Source organism: Paenibacillus sp. B1-35, assembly GCF_050474385.1.
Classification (GTDB): Bacteria; Bacillota; Bacilli; order Paenibacillales; family Paenibacillaceae; genus Paenibacillus_B; species Paenibacillus_B alvei.
The window spans coordinates 409,899-431,632 of record NZ_JBCHVJ010000006.1; the positions used below are offsets into that span (position 1 = coordinate 409,899).

A 21,734-nucleotide genomic window follows, 5' to 3' on the forward strand; every position below is an offset into this window, starting at 1 on the left:
ATCAAAAAACACCTTAATTAAATGAATAGAGCTTACATCATTCACTTACTCTTTTCACGCCTAATTAAGTTGCCATTTGCATCATAGTAATGATAAATGATTCTACCATCTGGAGATGTTATCGTTTCCAACTTGTTGCCAGCATCGTATGAATATATCGTCGCGTGTGCTTCAGAATCATAATGGATGGATATCGTCCAATTCGTACTATCGCAATGATTCGTACCGTTCGCATTTATTACAAAATATAAAACTCCGCCTTCGCTTATCGGCAGTACGGTATCATGATCCACCCCAGCATCATTGTTATAATCCAGCTTCGCCTGCCAAACTGCATTGTAGCCGTTTAAAATGGTTGCTTTGACACCATCGCCACATGCTGTATTACTTTTGGATACGTGTCCACTCACACGTACCGAACCTGACTTTGGAGCCACCCTTTTCGGACGGAATCAGCCTTATCAGGATGCTGCATCCTATGTGCAACGATCGAAAATGGATATTTTCCTCTCCACAATTTTTCGTTGAAGTCCCACTTTAAATCCTCATATTGGGAGTCCTCTAATTCTTGATAATACCAATTGGACTGCCCTTGTGCCGAGCTAAATCCAGATGCAGAAGAGTAAGTTAGATCAGCACTCGGTAGCATATAAGTTATTCGGGGATCCCATGAGGTACCGTCACAATCCGTACTTTCATTCGAAGCTACTAGAAAACGCAACTTATCATCTACATGAACGGTTATATCATGTTGGACTTGGAGGCCTTCTGCATCATCAAATTGAATAAGAGTTGACCATACGACTTTGTTGTTTTTCTGGATGGATGCAATGATTCCATTTCCGCACTTCGTGTTCTCCTTGGCCACCTTTCCCGAAATTCGGATCAGTCCGGATTCCGGTGCATTCCAAGTTCGTACAGAGCTTAGATCGGTTGGATGTTGAAAAGAACGCCCTATGAGCGAATATTGACTTTTCCCTTTCCACACTTGATCCTTCCCATCCCAATTCAGAAATGAAAAAGCACTTCCTTGACCCTCCTCATAATACCAATTGTTCTGTCCTTGAACGCCACTAAATCCTTCAGAGGCAGAATAGGCTAATGAAGTGTTCTTGTCTAAATAGGAGATGCTTGGGTCCCAATATGTACCGTCACAATAATTGTTCTGTTCTCCCTTATTCACGATAAAGTAAAGTGCTTCACCAGAGTTAATGTGCGTTTCATAGTTTGTCATTAACCCGTCGATGTCGTTATACTCGATATGGGTCTTCCAAAGTAATTTCGTATTTTTCCGTATTTCTACTCTAACGCCATCCCCGCATCCGGGATTACTCTTGCTACGCGTCCATTTATACGAATTAAGCCACTCTTGGGCGCTACCCATTTCCTTGCAACATCCGTTACATCCGGATGATGGATGCCTGCCGCAATGATGGTAAAAGGATGACTCCCCCTCCATAATTGTTCCGACTCATCCCACTTCAAATTAACGTACTCTTTCCCATTCCATTCTTGATAAAACCATTGATTCTCCCCTTGAATGGAACTGTAGTCTTTACTAGATACATATGTATTTTTATCCAGTTGAGCAAATATTCTGTTCTCGCTATGGATAAAAATAAGAATGAAGAATGCAAGCATTACCGTAATTTTGATATATGCCCCTTTTGATCGCAAGATAATCCTGAGTCCTCCTTTTTTATACGATTAATACCGGATTCTAAAGGAACATTAATATTATTTCCATATATTCATAGATTCATATAATATCATTATTTTCCCTACTGCACATTTATTATTTATTAGCATTAATTTGTAAAAAATGGACGTTTGATGACCCTTTCATCTGTAATGCCGACAACTTATGTTTTTAGCAGTATCTACGGTAACTATTCTTCGTCTATCTTTCTCTGTACTTGGAATTTCTCTTGTAATAACCATTTATATTCATTTTATTTGCATTATGAATTACTGTTTACTCGATTAGCGACTGTTCCCAATGCCGCTGCAACTTTTGTATTTTCATATGTACCCCGTTCAATATTTCCTTGAGTCACAAGCACTTTCTCTGCGAAACTAGCATTAGCGGCGCTTGAGATCATAAAGTAACAGTACCGCCACTATCCCTATTAAATGATTTTTGAAAGCAAAATTCACCACTTTTTCCCCTGATCTGTTCCAAGTATCTAATATATTTCCTTTAAGACTTATTTAACAGTTATTATTCCCCACAATTAGTAAGGAAAAAATGGAATATATTCAATTCCACTCTTTCCAATAGTCATATTAAAATTTACAATGACTATACGTACTAACTATATATAGGGGGATCTAATGTACTGATGATCAAATTTTCTAAAATGGCTATCGCTTTTCTTTTATTATTTGCTTGTCTTATCCCAAATGCGATGGCGGACAATGAACAGAGGCGTATCCTGAGCAATACCTTCGAAAGCCACGATAACGATAGCCTTGGGATGGTGACGGCATATAGTGCCAATGTCGGCGGATACAATTCAACGGTACCACCAGAGGCCTCTACTGTGAATGGAGAAATGGGAGTTCAACCTCATAGTGGAGTTGGATATTATCGAGTCACTGGCGAAGACAAAAGTAATTCGGAGAACAGCTTCATTTACTTCAAGTTGTATACTAATTTGAACATAAGTATCCACGAAGGAATGAGATTATCCTATTGGGTCTATCACTACCAGCACACACAAAGTAAAAGAATGGCAATTGATCTGGTATTTGAGGATGGCTCTACTTTACGAGATAGCGGCATTTCGGATACAAGAGGGCAACGAATCCACCCTGCATTTCGGAATGATCCATTAAATCAGTGGGTTCAAGTCGAAGTTGATTTAACTCCACAAACAGGAAAAACAATTAAAGAAGTGCTTGTCGCCTATGACGACTACGAAGCTTCAGAGACCGGGTATTTCAGAAGCTATTTTGACGATCTCAGTATCGTGACTGCCCAAGACTTAAACGCAAAAATCGTTGCAAACACTATTCCGGATACAATGATCCCAGGCTCTTCGCAAGAAGTTTCTGTTACTGTCAAGAACATAGGCAAGAAGGTATGGTCGGAAGCAGCAGCCGTTCGCCTTGGGGCGGTTGACGATAGTGATCCATTTGCCATTGGCAGACACGTCATTCCTAACGGCGGCACCGTAAAATACGGCGATACCGTGACGTTTACTTTCAATATGGTCGCTCCAGCATATGAAGGAGTATTGGTCACCGACTGGCGAATGGTTCAGGATGGTGTTGCATGGTTTGGCGACATGATCAAAAAGGAAGTCAAAGTAGCTCACGTCCCTAAGCCCATTATTGCAAATCATAATTATACATATAACTCGGCAAATCAGCTGCTAGATGCACTGCATACAGATTACCGAATCGAATATGCCTATGACACCAACGGGAACCTGCTTAAAAAAATGAAAACAAGTAACTTGCTTCCGAACGCAAGCTTTGAGAAGGGGTCTTATTTCTGGAATTTCAGCCCTACTATGGCCGTTTCAGGTCAATTATCGCATAATGGCTCACACAGTATTCGCTTTTACTCGGATTCGCCCGTACTCGGCACTTCCAGCGACAGCTACTTCATTCCGGTTAAACCAAATACTGACTATGAGCTTCAAGCTAACATTTACAACAACTTGAAGCAAGGAAGCTTCTATGTGGACACCTATGAATTCGATAATCAAAACATCGGTGTATATGATGGGGATGCAGCACTGGTTTCTCAGCGAGGACAGTGGGGACAAGCTTCTGTTAAGATTCGCACGAAGCCGAATACGACAAAAATAATTGTACGGGTTGTTGCCGATTCAGGTGCCGTCGGAGAAGCTTTTGCCGATGCAATTTCACTTGTAAAGACATAATGCCAAACAACAGTCTGGTTACAGAAACTTGAAGAAGGATGGTCCGTGACCATCCTTCTTTTTCTTGATTTACTGCATGACTTATTTCATCTATCTCTTGTTTTATTTTTTGCGTTGAAAAATGGCGGAGTCTACGGTTACTGTCCCGGAGGCTTTGTCTTCTAGTGCTAAAAGATTAAAATGGATTCTAGCCCGCACCGTATGAGTTGGTGGCTTTACTTGTACCTGAACACTCTTCCAGCTCGTATTATCACTGTACTCGAATGGAGTTCCATTTCCTATAAAATTATTATTAACGTCAAAATAGTGCATGATGACCTGAACCCTAGCCTTACTTAGATTTGTAATTGCAATTTGACAACCTAATGTATAAAGCTGACCACCTGTTACTGCTACGTCTTGGAAGAATGTATGCATTCCGCCTTTGGGCATATTGGAGGTGATCATTTGCTGTGCATGCTTACCGCTATACACTGGCGAGGATACTACTCGATAACTGGCTGTTACCCCTTCAGATTCCCAATTCCCCCAGCCATCTGCGACTCCATTCGTTCTTGTATTTGTTTCAAATCCGGGGTTGATTAATAAATTACTCTGCTCTCCTTTTTGGAAAGCTACGGAGTCCACCGTTACGATTCCAGACGCATTGTTGTCAACCGCCATGATATAAAAATGAACTCTGGCACGTACTGTCTTGACCACAGGTCGCACTTGTTCATTAATGCTTAACCAGCCCGTGTTCCCACTATATTCAAATGGCATCTCACTCCCTATAAAATTATTGTTTACGTCAAAATAATGTATAACGACCTGAACTTTGGCTTTGCTTAAATATGCTGTCGCAATTTGAGTACTTAGTGTATAAGGTTGACCGCCTGTTACTGCTACGTCTTGGAAGAATGTATTTATTCCATTTTCAGGCATATTAGAGATAGCCATTTGCTGCGCTTGCTTACCACTTGACACTGGCGAGGCTACTACTCGATAATTGGCCGTCACCCCCACAGACTCCCAATTTCCCCAGCCATCTGCGACTCCACCTGTTCTTGTATTCGTCTCAAAACCAGAGTTAAATAGTAAATTACTCCGGTCACCTTTTTGGAAAGCTACGGAATCCACCGTTACGATTCCTGATGCATCGCTGTCTAATGCTGTAATGGTAAAATGAAGTCTGGCTCGCACTGTCTTGGATACAGGTCGTACCTGTTCATTTATACTCAGCCAGCTTACGTTTCCTCCATATTCAAACACTGTCGTGCTTCCTATGAATCTGTCGTCCTTATCAAAATAATGCATGTTAACCATTAATTTTGCTTTGTTTAGGTTGGCTATTGCAATCTGACTACTTAATGTATAGGACTCGCTATCACTTACGGATATGTCTTGAAAAAAATTAGCTGCCCCATCTTTAGGCATGTTGGAAATACTCATTTGTTGAGCTTGCTTACCACTTGATACAGGTGAAGTTACAACTTGATAATTTGCTTTTACACCTGCGGATTGCCAATCCCCCCAGTTATCTGCGACTCCACTCTTTCCCGTATAGATTTCAAATCCGGAGTTCATCAACATATTAAAGTTTTTCTGCAGTAGATTCCCATTTTCATCATATTGATATTCAACTACGGTTCCATCCGCTAGCTTCGTATTCACTAGCCGCCCGGAACTATCATAAACATTTACCGCCGTCTTCTCTACAGCATATCCGTTAGTAGGACTGACAACAAATAATATAATACTTATTAGAACGAATATAAGCATGAATTTCGATGTTCTAAAACTTAGCATATTCTAAATACTCCTTTTCGCTATTTGTAAAACCCAAATACTATTCGTAGTACTCTTCGTCAGAAGAATAACATTCTTGAACTCTTCTCCCTGTTTAATTAAAATACACCTGATGTTGTCTTATTTGATTGACCCTAGTGAAACTGATTTTTAAATTCATCATCCCGTTTTATGGAAATAATAATGTTCCGATGTTATTACCGGGCAGGCCTTTTGTTAATTTCCCCATGTGTGACTTGGCTGTTTCGATAGTATCTCTCTCAATTATTAAAGCTTCAAGAACAGAAACAACCATATCTAAGAGAGTCACGAAGCAAAGAAGGCCCATGAGTTCATGTGCCTTCTTTGTTCCTTTTTCCTTTAATTTAGTTGTTCTGTTCACCAAGTACAATAAAATCCGCCATCCGCCTGCCTTATTCCATATCAATAACACTTAACATATTCCCGTTCTTATCATAACGATAGTACTTGTGCCTACCATTGGCCCCGTTCCACTGCATCAATCGACCATTTTTATCATACACGTATTCATCCAAAACCCTTGTTTTGTTTACGTTGATGCTTTTCAATTCAACAGCATGTTTTCCATACCAGTAAACTCTGAATTCCAGTGCGTGTCCCTGATATTCATTTCGGAATTGGATATTCAAATCTTGAAAATGATTCAAAATAAACTGCTCTTTATATATATCCTTTTGCTGAATAACCTCTCCTGTAGCAGCATCGAATATGTCAAACTTTACGACAGGATCATTGCTTTCACTGCTATTCTTTAATTTCATCGACCAAGTGCTTACCCATGTTCCAATTTCCATACCTTTTTCATACGGCCCGAAACTCATATGTCCTAATTGATCCTGTTGAGGCTCTACAACCCATACATTCTCAATAAGCTTTCCTGTTCTATGCCCCATTGCCGGATCAGACATATTCCACACTTTCCCGAATGAACTTGGATACGTTCCCTTCATTTGAAGGTTCTTCATTTTGATAAATGCATTGCCATACCAATAGGTGCGGAACTCCAATCGGTGACTTGGGTTTACATGGACGAATCTTAAATTAAAACTTTTGTATTCAAACGGACGCTCAAATTCTTGCCGTACAATCTCACGGAAGGATAGGATCTCATCGGCATCAACATCGAACACCTCTAAACGAACTACCTTTGCGTGATCTGCCGAACGATTGTCGATCATTAATGGCCAACTGATTTCCCATGATCCTACTGGTACATCTTTCACGTAGGGCCCAAAAGTCAAAAATTCTTCGCTGTCTTGCTGCGTATTCGCTGACCAGCCCTCTTCATCTAATCTACCCGTTCTGTGCCCAATCATAGGGTCTGATAAACTCCATGTTTTCTTATAGATTATATTTGTAGATTTGCCTATGGATATGTCTTTAGCTGTAACCTTGGCTAAGCCGTACCAATAAATTCTGAACTCTAATCGGCGATCCGTTGAGACATTGTCAAAAAGCAGCTCGAAATACTGCGTTACATTAGAATAAAGAAGTTGCTGCCTCGTCACTTCGCGTGACGATAAAATCTCATCTGCATCAGGATCATAGATTTCCAAGCGAACTATTTTCGCATTATCTGCAGAGTTGTTATCGATTATCAATGGGAAGCTTACCTTCCATGCTCCTAACGGAAGATTATTCATATAAGGACCAAAGCTTAAAAAACCTTCCTTATCCTGCTGTATATTGGCTGACCAACCCTCTCCGTCTGCTCTGCCAATTCTATGGCCAAGTGCAGGATCAGACATCTTCCATGATTTCACCAAATTCAACTCTGCTACTTGGTGGACTGTCACTTGATTCACTTGTAACGTAGTCTCCCCGTGCCAGAAAACCCTAAACTCCAATCGCTGCTTTGGTTTCGTTTTCATAAACGTTAAATAAAAATCCTGATAGCTCTGAGATTTAGAAAACTGATAGCTTGTAAGCTCTTGAAAAGCCAATACCTCATTAGAGTCCGGATCATAAACTTCTAAGCGAGCAATTTTAGAGGAAACATTTAAACTACCAGACATCTTCAGTGATCACGTTGCAGTCCATTCTCCTATATCGAGATCATCTACATAAGGTCCAAAAACTAAAAAACCTAACTTATCTTCAGGAGCTATGGCTATCCATTCATCTCCTTGTGCTTTACCGGTACGATGTCCGATATTCGGAGAAAGCATGCCCCATTTTCTTGCCTTATCATTCGTCGAACCTAACTCAATTTCGTGTTTAGAAGACTCTTTGGCATCTGCTGAATGCTGTATTATCAAAGCCATCGCGACTAATAAACAAGTACAAACAATACATTTTACGATCATATGAATATGACGCAGCATTAATAGTAACCATCCTTTTTTGTGACGTTTTCCTCTCCCTCATGCTATCCTGAGATACAATTCCTCATTTATTCATTACGTTCACAAGCATTAAGGTAAAGGAAAAAGAGTTTAATTACACCTCAAGCTCTCCATCTGACATCATATATTAGTAATAATTAATATCTGCTCTTCGTCTAAGAACGTTACCGTTCGAGTCATAGAAGTACTGAATCGATTTAGTTGGAGTAGCTTGCTTCAATAATCGTCCGTTCTGATCATATTGATAAAGAGCCAGATCGATACGAATATCATCTATTGAGATAGCGCCACCATTTTGAATTCTCCATATTAAATAGTAGTTTTCTTTCTCTCCTGTCGTGAATACAACCGTTTTCCTGCTCGTTTCTCCCTTTTGCCCAGACCAGGTTGTCCAGCCTGTGTCAGCAGCAACGTCATTATCCGTACTTCATGCCAAAAAGTAGTAATATCCATGGGGAGCTTCTATTGCTTTGTACGAAAACGTTACGGAATAGGTTGTATTTTTATCAAAACGGATTAATGACGGCTCAGTATATGCAAACTCCGCCCAAGTTGCTAAGCGCGGCGAAGAAAGATAAGCGGAGTAATTACCGCTGATTACCTTATCCGGATCATTTGTGATCGTTCCGGAGCCAGCCCGAAAAAAAGTTCCCTCGAACGTCCCCTTTTCAAATGATTCGGCCTTCTTTTTGATATAAATATCGTCTATCGACAACGCTCCTCCCCGTCGAATCCCCCAAATCAAATAATAATTGTTTTTGTTTCATGTCGTGAACGTAAACGTCTTCGTCCCTTTTTCTCCTGTCCTAGGGTTCCAGGCTGTCCAGCCCGCATCAGCAGCAACATCATTATCCGTACTTCGAGCCAAGAAATAATAGGCCCCAGTATTAAACTTATCTGGAGCCTCTATAGCTTTATATGAAAAGGTAACCTCATAAGCTGTATTCTTCTCGAACTTAACTAGATCAGTATCGGTATATGCAAATTCACTCCATTCCTGTTCCTTCGAGGAGGTTAAGTATGCCGAATAATTGCCATTAACGACTTTAGCGGGATCATTCGTTATACTTCCTGAAACCGCCTGAAAGAAAGTCCCCTTATATGTTCCTTGTTCAAATGACTCATTTACTTTCTTCACATGAATATCATCGATAGATAAACCTCCACCGCAATGAATCCCCCAAATCAAGTAATAATTATCTTTACTCCCTGTGGTAAATACAAATGTCTTAGTACCTTTTTCCCCGGTTTTTGCATTCCATGTTGTCCACCCTGTATCTGCAGAGGCTTCATTGTCTGTGCTTCGTGCTAAAAAATAGTAGAGTCCGTTATTTTCCTGATTAGGGGCTTCAACAGCTTTGTACGAAAAGGTAACCGCATAGGTAGTATTCTTTTCAAATTGAACTTGCTGTGTATCCGTATATGTAAATTCGCTCCATTCTCTCGTCGGTGGAGAGTATAAGTACGCCGAATAATTGCCATTAACGACCTTATCAGCTTCATTCGTAATGATTCCTGCTCCTGCGGTGAATTTTGTATCTGCATATCTGCCTCGTTCAAAGTCTTCCTTTGACAAAAACTCTTTCTCTATGAAACTAGCATTAACCGTGCTTGAGATCATAAGTAAAAAGCTTACCATGATCATAACAAAGATGAGTAACTTACCTTTAACAGCCTTGATCATCTTAATCCCCTTTTAACAATAATCTCATCTTTACATTCTAACGTGAATTTACCGCAAAAAGTCCTATATCTAAAATAGCTTATTCTTTCCCCAGGTAAGAATACATGAAAATTCCGTCATTATTTTGGGTAGAACTATTCTTTCAAATTCCCCATTGTTTTTTTCGCAAACTACCAGAGAATATCCATCCATATTTTCCTGAACATAAAGTGCAAATGAATAATGCTATAGATTGACTTATTATCAAGTCTCTCATCGTATATATCTTCTGGATAATATGTTACAGCACCTAAAATAAATGTACCTCCGACTCTAAAGTTAATTCCCATAACGATGCATTCTTTTGTTACTATTGTAGTGGAAATGCTTTAAATACGTGCCTATTTTAGGTGATCTACCAGTTTGTCCAGCATCCAAACGACAACACGCCCCAACAATTAATATGTAATCAAATATTGGAGCGTGCTTTATTATGTTCCTCAAAGATGCTGACTATTTATTTTGGAACCAAGATTTAGCTTTCCAAGTCTCAATCAACCCGGATTCCTTGCCTGAAATCACCTTATACATGTTAGCCTGCACTTCAGATGGTAAAAGCCTATAATTCCAAATTCTCATCTCACCAAGCTTACCAGCAAAGCGATATAGGCTCTTGTCGCTGCTTCCTGATATGAACGCCGATGGAGTTGCCCCAACTGAATACGTTGTCTTCCCCTTAACCGCTGCTATGTTCTGCTTTACACCATTTATATACAATTCGTTATCTGTTGCATTAGGCACTCCGTTATAGAAAGTCGCAGCTACATGCACCCACTTGTCCTTTAACTGATCCGATGGTATACCAATGATATTGCTCTCGCCCGTATTAAAACCAAAATAGCCATCTGCAATCCAGAGCGAATAGTTCGTATTCCACGAAAACGGCATCACAGAATTGGTTCCATCCCATTTCATCCAGAACTCTACTGTATGTTTAGCCCCCACTGCTTGATTTACCTTAATATTATGTAAAGAAACTTGGTTGTTACTCGTAAAATGAAGAGCCTCATTAGGCTTAAATCCATCATCCAATTTCCAATACCCTGCAAGTCCCGCTTCTGTTCCTGTAAATACCTTATACATATTAGCCTGTACTTGTGCTTGGGTAAGTGGATAATTCCATACTCTCAATTCACCTAGCATACCGCCGAATCGATACCAACTAGCATGTTCGTTTCCAGATATAAACGCCGATGAGGTTGCTGCGACTGTATATGTCGCCTTTCCTTTCACTTCGGTTATATTCTGCTTTACGCCATTAATATACAATTCATTATCTGTCGTATTAGGTACCCCGTTATAGAAGACTGCTGTAACATGCACCCATTTATCTTTTAACTGATCCGATGGTATACCAATGATATTGCTTTCACCCGTATTAAATCCAAAATAGCCGTCTGCAATCCAGAGTGAATAGTTCGTGTTCCACGAGAACGGCATGACAGAATTAGTTCCGTCCCAGTTCATCCAGAACTCTACCGTATTTTTGGCGCCAGCCGATTGATTTACTTCGACGCTATTAATTTTAATTTGATTCGTTCCGTTACATTGCAGAGATGAATTCAATTGAGGTACTTCGCTTAACTTCCAATATCCTGCTAATCCTTCTTCCATTCCTGAAAGCATCTTATACATATTAGCCTTTATCTCTGGTTGCGTTAGCGGATAACTCCACACCCGCATTTCTCCGAGTTTACCGCCAAATCGGTATAAATCACTATCTCCACTTCCTGATATAAACGCGGACGTCGTCGCTGCTACAGAGTAGGTCGTATTTCCTTTGACTGCGGCTACATTTTGCTTTACACCATTAATATATAATTCATTATCTACCGTGTTCGGTATACCGTTATAGAAAGTTGCAGCTACGTGCACCCAGCGATTACGTAAATTGGCCGATGATATGCCTATAATGTTGCTTTCACCAGTGTTAAATCCAAAATATCCATCCGCAAGCCAAAGTGAATAATTAGAGTTCCATGAAAATGGCATTACAGAATTGGTTCCATCCCAATACATCCAAAATTCAACTGTATTTTTAGCACCAGCTTTGTTATTAACCAAAATATTATTCAACTTTAATCGTTCTTTTCTCTTGAAATCTTTTCCAGAAGGAACGCGACCCAACTTTCTATGCTCCACCAGTCCAGGCTCTCTTGACAACAATACTTGATTTCTATTCGTCTGTATCTCCTCTTGGGACAATGGATAATTCCATATTCGTACTTCGCCTATTTTACCGCTAAATCGGTACAGGCTCTTATCGCTGTTTCCTGATATGAACGCTGATTGGGTTACCGAAACTGGATACGTTGTCTTCCCCTTAACCATTGCTATGTCCTGCTTTACGCCATTGATATACAATTCATTATCGTCCGCATTAGGTACTCCATTATAAAAAGTCGCCGCTACGTGTACCCATTGATTAACTAAATTTGCTGAAGAAATCCCAATAATATTACTTTCACCTGTATTAAATCCAAAATATCCATCTGCAAACCAAAGTGCATAATGGGTATTCCATGAAAATGGCATGACAGAATTAGTACCATCCCATTTCATCCAAAACTCCACTGTATTTTTAGCACCCGGTGTTTGATTTACCGCTACATTTTGCATTACACTCTGATCACTCCCCTTAAAATGGAGAGTAGATAGCTTATGCGTTATGTTCCCGTTGTTATCGTATACGTAGTCTATACTTTGTCTAGTAGTGGATTGAACATCATTTAACCGTCCAGCCCCATCGTATGAATACTTACTTTCATCATTTGCTGAAAAAGCTTGGACGTTGCCAATCTGTAATACCATAGCACAAATAAACAAGATTGCACACATCATCAAAATGATGCGTTTATTCCGCCGTGCTAACCAACTCATCCTTATTCTCACCTTTCTAATCCAACTTCGCTGCTGCTTTATTACTCTATTATGGATTCTCGTGTTGCACCAGTTAATTTATGTTATTGTTAGCGTAAATACAAATAAGACATGAGCTACAGTCCACTAAATCCACAGACGATCTTATACGGTATTGATGAGGGTTAGGTTCTTTCAGGACATGCCGCCGATTCATTCGACACTGGGTGGAGCATCCACTAAAGAAAAAACCACAATACGAGTTATTCGCATTGTGGCTCACTTCAAATAAGGACTGAAAATGTAATTTTTTATTTTTATTTGGATGCTTAAAAACTATTCTTTATGGGTTGAGTATAATCCCAACTTATTAAGTTAATTTTGTATTGTTCAAGTAATTGATCTGCAAGAATTAATCGAGTACTAGTTATGCGATCATTTTTCTCAATTATCAGACCATTAGGAAAACTAGAATCATGCTCCAATGTGGTATCTAAATCCCCCATATAGTATTCAGCACTACCTGGATAGTAAATGATCCTTTTCGTATCATCCACTTTTAGCAATATTATTTCTTCATTTTTACTAGCCAATCGTTCATTCCATTTGCGAAATTTTCCTCGGCCTTCATCTGAACCAATACCATCAAATTCGCATATTAAAGTGTCTTCGACAACCTTCCGTTGCCCATTAATTTCATACTCTAGACGAAACGGCAATTCTCCGTACGTAATTCTCGGGCTTGGTGGACTAGGCCCTAATTGAATCCCAATATAAATGAAAAGCCATGGCAAAGTAATGTACACAAGGACAGCAAGTAGAATCAATGGAATACCTACTATCATTAACATTTTAATTTTCAATTAATATCCCGCCTCCGTCAAAGCACTTTTGACTGAATCCATTTTGAACCATTTGGTGTGACAAAACATACTCTGTGTTTAGTTTTTCCATCCACCAAAAAGTGATTTTTATTATAATCCTTTTTCGTTGCACTATGTATGTGCTGTGCCATGATGCTGTTGGGGATATTCCCCGTTGGATCAATATATTTTAGCGGATTGTTCTTCACATACACATATCAATTTAAACTTAACGGTTTCCTAAACTCCCCATCATATGTATCCCCGTAATAATCGTCCAATGCTTGGATCGTACCATCTTGCGCGCAATATTCATTTTACATGTTACCATTCTGAGGATTAGTGCTGTAAAATGCATAACAACCTATAACCGTTTTATCGAGATTAGTTATAAGCTGTGTGCTTAACTTACATCTTATTTACTTTGCTGATTCAATAAATATATTCTTGATTGGTGGACTTGACTCCCAACTTATTAGTTTAATATGATATTTTTCAAGCAATTCATCCGCTCGAATTAATCCTTCACTAGTGCTGCCAATATCCTTCTCTATAATAATTGCATCGGGAAACAAAGGGTTATATTGTTCATATTCCTTTAAATCCCCCATATAATAATTTGCACTTCCTTCTGAGTAAACTATTTCGCTGTTGTTATTAATTTTCAACAAAGTAATATTTTTATTCCCACTTACATACCGCTGCTTCCATTTTCTATGCTTACCTTGCCCTTCATCCATTCCAACCCCATCATACTCACAAATGACCGTATCTTGAATAACCTTTCTTTCCCCATTTATTTCATAGACTAACTTGAAAGGAAATTCACCATAGGTGATTTCTGGACGAGGAGGATCTGGTTGAAGTAGCAGTCCAATATATATTAGAGCCCACGGTAGTGCTACAATACAGAACACTAAAGCAACTAATACGATTAGAATAACTTGTGTTTTTTTCATTTATATCATTCCTTTAATGCATTTATTACAGAACCCATAGAATGATTCTCGATTGAATTTTCTATGTTTTTCTTAAAATTCCAAATGTTCCACCTACCTAATGGGTACTGGCTACGTAAATAATGCACTGCTCCACCTGGAGTATCAACTGCACCAAAAAGTTCATTTAATATTTCACCATTAACAACATATGCATTAATTTTCGCAGTATATACTTGATAATAAAGACCCACTTTAGTATTTACAAAAGTGCTTAACTTGGCTGGATTAAATAATATAGCATTTTTGTTTGTGACAATTGCATTGGCCGCTGCTTCTGCACCTCCTTTCGAGTGTCCTACCATTGTTACTTCACTGTTTTTATGACTACTTATAAATTTAATTTAGAAGCCATTTCAATTAATCTTTCAAGTCAGAAGATTCTCCAAAAGGTTGAGCAATGTTATTAATCCAATCAATAACTTTAGTAGGTATTGTACCTTTATTTACTAAAGTATATTCAACCTTACCATTACCCTTTCTTGAATATATCCCCATTTTCAATCCTTAACTATTACTCATAATACCATCTAATATCCAATCATTAATTACTACGTTCTTCACATTATCTTGTGTTGCTCCGTAAATATGATCCGCAATTACTGCTGCTTCCATCACACCGTTGGAATATGTTCACTTGAGTCAAAATATATCAATGGATATTCGATAAAAAGGACGATGACCGTCTTCTAAATCCCTCCCAACATTAGTATATAGGTATTTGCATCAAAACACGGTGGTATCTATGACAATGGGGGCGGATTTTTCATAAAGGGGATATTATTAAACCTTTATACGTGTGTGCAATTATATTGGAAAAATATCATACGGGGTTGATGAGTGTTAGGTTCTTTCTAGACATGCCGCCCGATTCATTTGGCACTGGCTGGGACAATAAAAAAAGACCTTGAAGGGATCAAAAATCCCAACAAGGTTTTACAATGGATAATTCCCATCAATTTCAATGCATCATGTTGCTTACTGTCTATCGACTTTTTATCGCCACTAATTTAACTTTATACATGCTGATTAACTATCGACGCCACCAAATGATAGAATGTGAATTTGCAACCCCAATTCAAGTTCTGCAATCGACTTAAGAATTTCCGGTGCTATATCGATTCCCATCTGCGCGTAATCTGATCTTAAATAGCAATTGAGGGACACGTCATACCTACTTTTTAATGAACTCAATTCATGACTTACATTGGATAGATGTCCTGCAATGCTCTCTAATGCTTTGTTAAGCGGACAAGTATTGGTTATTTGAATCTCAAATATCCAAACATCATAAAGTGCCTTTCTCTTACTTGTGAGAAAATCTCCTTTTCGGACAACAGATGTTGGTGTCAGATTTAGCTTACCTAATAAGTCAAAATCAAGGTTTGTAGAACTAATATTTAATGAACAATTACCTGTAATACTCATATAACCTCCACAGATTCTACTTTTTCGTCATGCTTTTTAATTCATTGGCAAATTCGAGAAGATCATCCCAACTAAAATTATCGTTTACTTTCATATTAAATTCTTTCTTTAGTTGATGAATGTACTCACCAAACTTATTCCTATCAACCCCTACCCTTTTTGCAGCATCATTAACCATCTTTAAGTCCTTTTTAGCTGCAAACATCTGTAAATCCAATTTTAGTAAATACTCTGTAGTCTGATCAACGCTTTTCTTACCCATTGTCTTTGCAGCTAACTTAGCTACACCTTTTTAGGCAAGTGCAAAAGTACCATCAAAAACATAAAATAGTGGATCATCTAGTAATGGTACTTCTTTATCATTACCAAATAACAGCTCATTGTACATATCTTTCGTAAGAAATTTATAGATTATTCCGTCTTTAAAGAAGTTTGTTCTGTCTACCCTAGATTCATAATTCAGTCTAAGATAATTTGCTGCATCATGGGCAGATTGCATCATAAGCAGGTTCTTTTCTTTCTGCCCAACAGAAAAGATAGATTGATACCTAAGTAGCGCTTCTTTATCTCCAACAGAAAACTCAATATGACCTGTTGGATCGAGATATTTTAAAGTATTATTTTTTACATACGTGTACAAATTCAAACTTAAAGGACTTCCTATATCCCCTTCATACGTATCCTCATTGATAAACCGTCCTACACTTGGATCATACCATCTTGCCCGCAAATATTGCAGACTCGTTGCTGCATCCCAGTATTCGCCCGAGTAGCGGAAAATATTTGGAACCTTCTCTTCTTGAACCAACGGATTGCCCCAGATATCGTACGTATAGCGGTTGTTTTATAGTCTCTGAATAACAAAAAATACGGGAGAAAACGAAAATAAGGTAATTAGAGCAAAACATGATGGCATCTGATGATTATAAGATTTTATAAGAGATAAAAATGGACGTAGAGGGGGGGATATTTTTCAACTCATTATATGTACGCACAACCATATTAGATAAATATCATATGAGGTTGATTAGGGTTAGGTTCTTTTGGGACATGCCGCCCGATCATTCGGCACTATGGTCGGCATCCGCCAAAGAAAAAAACCACAATACGATGGTGAACTGTAACCCGTAAGATGGACACTTGAAAAAAGTGACCTCTTACGGGTTACAGTTCAATGTTGCACTCGTATGTGGCTTTGAGTATCATTTGATTATTATCTTTTCAAATTCTATATACAATGTTGCACCCGATGAGAATAATATCTCATGTGATAATAATTTCCCATCTACGACAAGTAATTCGGACGCTATGCAATCGTGAATACCTAAAAAATCTATACCACTATTATCACCAATATAACTAAATTTAATAGTTTTCACTCGTTTATAATATATAGTTTGATTCGTCTTACCAGCAAAAACTAATGTTATATTAAGTGGATGCGTTCCTCTTGCACTATCCTCAACCTCTAGTTTTTGGAACCTCAAATCGTGCAAACTATTCTCGCTCACAGCCTTCCAAACCTTTTTTGAAACTCTCTCCTTTATCAAAAACAGTTCATTTTCATAATGCTGGAGCGCTTCAATCCATAATGCATTTATTTTTTTGTCCTCTTCGCTCCCTAAACTCACTTCTTTGAAAAATACTTCTTTAAAATATTTCATTTGTATCCTCCAATTACGGAACTAATGCAGGTCTTGGTATTCTAATAGGAATATTTATTGAACCACTCGGCACATTTATTCTAACACCATTTAAATAATACAAAAATTTTCCCTTGTAATCATTTATATCAATCATTCCGGTTTCATACATCATTTTAAAACTTAAATAATCCGATTGCGTACTAAAGTATACTACTTCACTTTCACTAGGATAGTAAGCGAGAAACGGATTATTCGGTACATACGTATACAAATTCAATCTCAGATACAGCGCTATGTTCATTTAGGATTTGCCGACCGATTCATTCGGCACTGGGTGGGGCATCCACCAAAGAAAAAACCACAATACGATAGCAAGCCGCATTGTGGTTAAACAAAATTATTACTATTGGAGACTAATTTAAAGATTTATTAACATCCTTATTCATCACTATAACTGTTTATCGCCATCTGTACCTTCTTTTAATTTATATACCTTTGGGGTAACAAAATAAGATAAAAATACAAATAACAAAATAAAAATTACTGTGATTATGAACAATAGAAACTTAGTAACAACGATTGTTTACTTCATCCATAATGTATTTTTCTAGTTTATCACCGTAGAAAGCATCCAGATAATAACTCAAAAATATACCAGTAATAAAACTAGTGTAAAAATAAACTTGTCTTTTCCAAGGCCATACATACAATTGTGAACATTTACATTTATGCGCCTTCCCATTGACCACTAAAAATTAGCCATTTCAATGGAATCGGATTATTACATTGAAAGCATCTTAATTTTCGCAATTAGATAATCTATCCTCCTCTCATTTATCGTTTTGTAATTTAGATTCAATTGTAGTGACATTTAGTTTTTTCCAAATGAGTTTTTGATGTCTACTTTACCTGACGGGGTATTGGTTGAATGAATGATGATTTCATTTAACACCCAGGTAGCGGCAAATAAATAAAGACCTCGAGGAAGCAAACCTCAAGGTCAAATAGTTTAAATTTCGACAATCATCAACCCATCCAAATATGACTCTATTGAAGAAATATCAAGCCATGGTGATTCATTCTCTCTAACTGAATAGAAACGTATAACAATGTCCTCACCATCATAAGAAAGTATGAGGCAAAAACTTCTTTGTGTATTGAATTTTCTGTAGAGAACAGCCGTCCATACATCGAGTATTTTTATTGCAATTTTGAATATTTGACTAGGTTGAAAAACTTCATCAAACATCTCATTTAGGTGAATATGATTGTAATCTGCTTCAAACGCTGTTCTATCTGTTATAAATTGATTTGGTGAAAAATGATTTGGTAATTCAACATTCCTTTCTTGTTTCAGGAGGACACAACCATCCCACTCAATAAAAGCCGGAAAAATAATGTTCTCAATGCCATTGATATCAATATTACAATTAATTGCTTGTAATTCTGTATTTACTAATTCATCAAGGTACTTTTGCATCTTAGAATTTATTTTCAACATCTCACCTCATTTTCGAACATATGGACTTTCACCAAGATACTGCGTTAGTCCCACATTTAATTTCTTAACAAAATCAGGGTCGTTAAGCATATTATTAACACTTTTGGGAGCAAGATTTCCTTTAGAGTCTACGAATGCTCCTTTTTGTGAGTCAAACAAATACTTCTTGTTGTTGGCATCTTGGTAGTGAATCTGTCCAGGTCGTTGCCCGGGATTAGGGTTTTCAACATCAATTCTTGCTTTACTACCTTGTGCTTTCCAGACAGTTTTACTGGTAACCTGCGCCCCATTTGCCCCGAACATCCCCTTTGTTTGTCCTAACCCAAAAGCCATAGACCCACCTAGAGCAGCAGCCTCTAGAAGAGATGCCATCTGCCATTCATCATACTTATCTAGCAGTTGGCCTCTTGCCCATTCAGCATTCCCCTTACTATTTTCATATGGACTTGTCTGAGTCAGCAACCCAAATAAATACTTAAATCGATTATTATTCGAATCATCAAATACAGCTTGGAATTTTGATCCGAGATAGGATCTATAGTTCCAATAATCCGGATTTTTTGAAGTTATCTGCATTGCTTCATCAATTACATATTGAATTTCTAAAAGTTGATACGATTCATATCTATGTCCACTTGGATCCCAATATATTAGCGGATTATTCTGTACATAGGTATATAGGTTTAATGTCAGTGGATTACCTAGTTCCCCTTCATACGTATCCTCATTAACAAACCGCCCGATACTTGGATCATACCATCTTGCGCGCAAATATTGCAGATTCGTTGTCGCATCCCAATATTCGCCTGAGTAGCGGAAAATGTTCGGAACCTGCTCCTCTTGTACCAATGGATTGCCCCAGATATCGTACGTATAGCGGTTCAGCACATTGCCTTGTGCATCCCGGATTTCGGTAATGTCTCCGTGCCCGTTGGATACGTAGTATTGCATGCCTTGTCCTGGTACCTGACGAGCCAGCAGCTTGCCGTTCGAATCATGGACATAGGATGCGGTAATGGTGATGCTGCCGTTGCCTTCCACCTTGCCTTCCGCTACGATTTTCGCTCTATCATCGTAGTAATAACGGGTCGTTACGCCGCCTTCGGTGCGTTCTACCATGAGGTTGTCCCCATTATAGCGGTAGCTGACGGCTTTGCCGTCTTCCGTCGTTACTTGGGTCAGGCGGTTGCGGCTATCGTACGCATAGCTGGCTCCCTTGATGTTCGGTACCTGATCGCTTTGCAGGGTGCTGCGGTTATCCCGCTGATCATATGTATAGGCCTCATTGAACTGGCTTGATGTCTTGATTCGGTTCAGCGGATCGTAGCTGAATTGATATGCCGTTCCGTTGTCGTTTTTCGCTACAATATTGCGATTGTTATCATAGGTGTAGCTATAGTTTCCAAACAGCGCATCTCCTTGCTTCTGCTGGATGCCTGCTAGATTAAAGCCGTCATATGCATAGTTCTCCAAGAATCCTTGCGCCGATTTCAACTCCGCCAAGCGATTATACGAGCCGTCGTATTTGTATTCAAATTGCGTGAGCTGCGAGCCGCTACCATCTAAGACGGCCATACTTGTTGGGTTCGGCAGGATGTTAGTATGGCTTATTCGCTGCGTGATCTTATAGCCCCCGGCCGCAACGGTCTGTTCCGTGCGCAGCCCCCTGACTTCATAATCGTAATTGATTCTGGTCTGATCCGGATAAGTGATCGATGCCAGTTCACCTGTTGGATAGTAGGCATAAGCTGTCGTTCCCGTCTGATCCGTCATTGCCGTCCGCTTGCCCGTTACGTCGTAGCTGTACGAAATTCTCTCGTCCGGAGCAGTGGTGGCAGTCAGGAGATTACGGTTATTGTATTCGTATTGTTGAACCTGCCCTTTTCGGTCGATGCTTTTAATCACGTTTCCATTGCCGTTATAGTAGAAGCGTTTGCTTTGCTTGTTCGGATCGATCTGCTGCAGCAGTCGGCCGATTTCGTCATACCGTTTCTCAACCGTATTTCCGTCCGCATACTTGACTTCGACCATATCCCCCGATAGGTTATACCGATAGCGCGTCGTCTTTCCTTCAGCATCCGTAACGGCGATCAGGCGGCCTAGTCCATCATACTCGTATTTTGTCGCATTGTGATTGCCGTCGTAGGCAGTCTGAACATTCCCCGCCAAGTCATATTCGTACCGTGCGGCTACCACGGCTCGACCAGATGGTTTGATTTCTTCTTTGGCAATCAAGCGATCCATTACATCGTACGTCTCGCGTATTCCATTATTGCTGCCGTCGAAAGTCGTCTTCGTGTTGGCGGCATCGTCGTATACGATTCTGTTTTGACCATAGATGAAGTTTTCTTTCGTTACGCGTCCCCAAGCATCATATTCATACTCCATCCAATTACCGTCAAAGGTTCCTTTTCGAATCATATGACCATAGCGATCATAGGTATGATTGGCCACCCCGCCACGGCCATTTGTTTCTTTGATTAAATTCCCCAATGGGTCGAACCACTTTTCGATTTGCTGTCCGTTCGGGTACGTAATCGTTATTTTGTTTGCTGCATCATCGTATGCTACGGCGGTCTGTGTGCCGTCCGCATAGATTTCCGCAATCATCCGTCCCAGCTTATCATGCGTATACGTCGTTTCATTTCCGTTGCCATCGATGTATTTCG

General features: G+C 39.1%; 18 protein-coding genes and 1 pseudogene. 1 reads left to right on the forward strand and 18 read right to left on the reverse strand.

The features are described 5' to 3' along the window. Positions 1-41: 41 nt before the first annotated feature. The 3 genes from ACQ5BJ_RS21050 to ACQ5BJ_RS21060 form a co-directional block, all read right to left on the reverse strand. Complete coding sequence (locus tag ACQ5BJ_RS21050; protein WP_430112231.1) at positions 42-410, reverse strand: hypothetical protein; 369 nt, start codon at positions 408-410, stop codon at positions 42-44. Continuing rightward, entirely contained in the window at positions 407-1,234 is an 828-nt protein-coding gene (locus ACQ5BJ_RS21055) for a hypothetical protein (RefSeq protein WP_430112233.1), read from the reverse strand. Before ACQ5BJ_RS21055 ends, ACQ5BJ_RS21050 begins: the two co-directional genes overlap by 4 nt. Positions 1,235-1,299: 65 nt before the next feature. Then, positions 1,300-1,677 carry a hypothetical protein gene (locus tag ACQ5BJ_RS21060; protein WP_430112234.1) on the reverse strand — a complete coding sequence of 126 codons (378 nt, stop codon included), beginning with the start codon at positions 1,675-1,677 and terminating at the stop codon, positions 1,300-1,302. Between the two features lie 665 nt (positions 1,678-2,342). On the opposite strand from ACQ5BJ_RS21060, the gene ACQ5BJ_RS21065 reads away from it, so the two are divergent. Then, positions 2,343-3,893 carry an NBR1-Ig-like domain-containing protein gene (locus ACQ5BJ_RS21065; RefSeq protein WP_430112236.1) on the forward strand — a complete coding sequence of 517 codons (1,551 nt, stop codon included), beginning with the start codon at positions 2,343-2,345 and terminating at the stop codon, positions 3,891-3,893. Positions 3,894-3,995: 102 nt separating this feature from the next. On the opposite strand, the gene ACQ5BJ_RS21070 is transcribed toward ACQ5BJ_RS21065, so the two are convergent. The 15 genes and pseudogenes from ACQ5BJ_RS21070 to ACQ5BJ_RS21140 form a co-directional block, all read right to left on the reverse strand. Further along, positions 3,996-5,681: a hypothetical protein gene (locus ACQ5BJ_RS21070; protein WP_430112238.1), complete on the reverse strand. Its 1,686-nt coding sequence runs from the start codon at positions 5,679-5,681 to the stop codon at positions 3,996-3,998. A gap of 413 nt (positions 5,682-6,094) precedes the next feature. Continuing rightward, positions 6,095-7,717 carry an RHS repeat domain-containing protein gene (locus ACQ5BJ_RS21075; RefSeq protein WP_430112240.1) on the reverse strand — a complete coding sequence of 541 codons (1,623 nt, stop codon included), beginning with the start codon at positions 7,715-7,717 and terminating at the stop codon, positions 6,095-6,097. 9 nt (positions 7,718-7,726) lie between these two features. Further along, positions 7,727-8,026, reverse strand: a complete 300-nt coding sequence (locus tag ACQ5BJ_RS21080; RefSeq protein ID WP_430112242.1) for a hypothetical protein — start codon at positions 8,024-8,026, stop codon at positions 7,727-7,729. Between the two features lie 448 nt (positions 8,027-8,474). Then, positions 8,475-8,762, reverse strand: coding sequence for a hypothetical protein (locus ACQ5BJ_RS21085; RefSeq protein ID WP_430112244.1), 288 nt, complete (start codon positions 8,760-8,762; stop codon positions 8,475-8,477). Between the two features lie 48 nt (positions 8,763-8,810). Continuing rightward, the gene (locus ACQ5BJ_RS21090) at positions 8,811-9,623 is read right to left on the reverse strand and encodes a hypothetical protein (RefSeq protein WP_430112246.1); all 813 of its coding nucleotides are present in this window, start codon (positions 9,621-9,623) and stop codon (positions 8,811-8,813) included. 600 nt (positions 9,624-10,223) lie between these two features. Then, entirely contained in the window at positions 10,224-12,650 is a 2,427-nt protein-coding gene (locus ACQ5BJ_RS21095; protein WP_430112248.1) for a LamG domain-containing protein, read from the reverse strand. A gap of 308 nt (positions 12,651-12,958) precedes the next feature. Then, positions 12,959-13,492, reverse strand: a complete 534-nt coding sequence (locus ACQ5BJ_RS21100; protein WP_430112249.1) for a hypothetical protein — start codon at positions 13,490-13,492, stop codon at positions 12,959-12,961. Positions 13,493-13,911: 419 nt separating this feature from the next. Beyond that, on the reverse strand, positions 13,912-14,451 hold the full coding sequence (locus tag ACQ5BJ_RS21105; RefSeq protein WP_197268472.1) for a hypothetical protein: 540 nt from the start codon (positions 14,449-14,451) through the stop codon (positions 13,912-13,914). Between the two features lie 5 nt (positions 14,452-14,456). Further along, a complete protein-coding gene (locus ACQ5BJ_RS21110) occupies positions 14,457-14,795 on the reverse strand; it encodes a hypothetical protein (protein WP_268594873.1) in 339 nt (112 codons plus the stop codon). 724 nt (positions 14,796-15,519) lie between these two features. Next, complete coding sequence (locus tag ACQ5BJ_RS21115; RefSeq protein ID WP_005548816.1) at positions 15,520-15,918, reverse strand: DUF4279 domain-containing protein; 399 nt, start codon at positions 15,916-15,918, stop codon at positions 15,520-15,522. A gap of 16 nt (positions 15,919-15,934) precedes the next feature. Further along, the gene (locus ACQ5BJ_RS21120) at positions 15,935-16,180 is read right to left on the reverse strand and encodes a hypothetical protein (protein WP_005548818.1); all 246 of its coding nucleotides are present in this window, start codon (positions 16,178-16,180) and stop codon (positions 15,935-15,937) included. A gap of 309 nt (positions 16,181-16,489) precedes the next feature. Beyond that, a pseudogene (locus ACQ5BJ_RS21125) lies at positions 16,490-16,759 on the reverse strand (RHS repeat-associated core domain-containing protein); the annotation flags it as partial. 361 nt (positions 16,760-17,120) lie between these two features. After that, a complete protein-coding gene (locus tag ACQ5BJ_RS21130) occupies positions 17,121-17,582 on the reverse strand; it encodes a hypothetical protein (RefSeq protein WP_005548821.1) in 462 nt (153 codons plus the stop codon). A 991-nt stretch (positions 17,583-18,573) separates the two neighbouring features. Further along, positions 18,574-19,065, reverse strand: a complete 492-nt coding sequence (locus tag ACQ5BJ_RS21135; RefSeq protein ID WP_238555857.1) for a hypothetical protein — start codon at positions 19,063-19,065, stop codon at positions 18,574-18,576. 6 nt (positions 19,066-19,071) lie between these two features. Next, positions 19,072-21,734: RHS repeat-associated core domain-containing protein (locus ACQ5BJ_RS21140; protein WP_430113417.1), on the reverse strand; the 2,663-nt coding region annotated here is incomplete at its 5' end.